Genomic DNA, 321 nt, shown 5'->3' on the forward strand with positions numbered 1-321 from the left:
GGGCGGCGGTCGCGAAGTCCAGGGTGACGCCGTTTCCGGTCTCGACGGGGATGAAGGGACCCCACTCGGTCCCGACCTCCAGGCCCAGGATGTCGGCGAGGTACTCGGCGGACCGCCGGTTGTCACGACTGTGGACGATCGTGTGGTTCAGCTCTACTGACATGGGTGGATGCCTCCGAAAGGCATGTCACGGCGCCTCCATGCCTCACCCGGTCGGTGACCGACACGCGATGCCGTCCGCACGAGCCTAAGCACACGGATCGGGCCGGGTCCATCGGTATTCGGTCGAATGAGGCGCCGCGGAGCGGGGCGCCGCTGAAC

1 pseudogene is annotated in these 321 nt (G+C 67.6%); it reads right to left on the reverse strand.

Going from position 1 to position 321, the window contains the following annotated elements:
* Positions 1 to 163, reverse strand: a pseudogene (locus ADK55_RS22605) (VOC family protein); the annotation flags it as partial.
* Positions 164 to 321: the final 158 nt, after the last annotated feature.

It is taken from the genome of Streptomyces sp. WM4235 (assembly GCF_001279725.1).
In the GTDB taxonomy this organism is placed as follows: Bacteria; Actinomycetota; Actinomycetes; order Streptomycetales; family Streptomycetaceae; genus Streptomyces.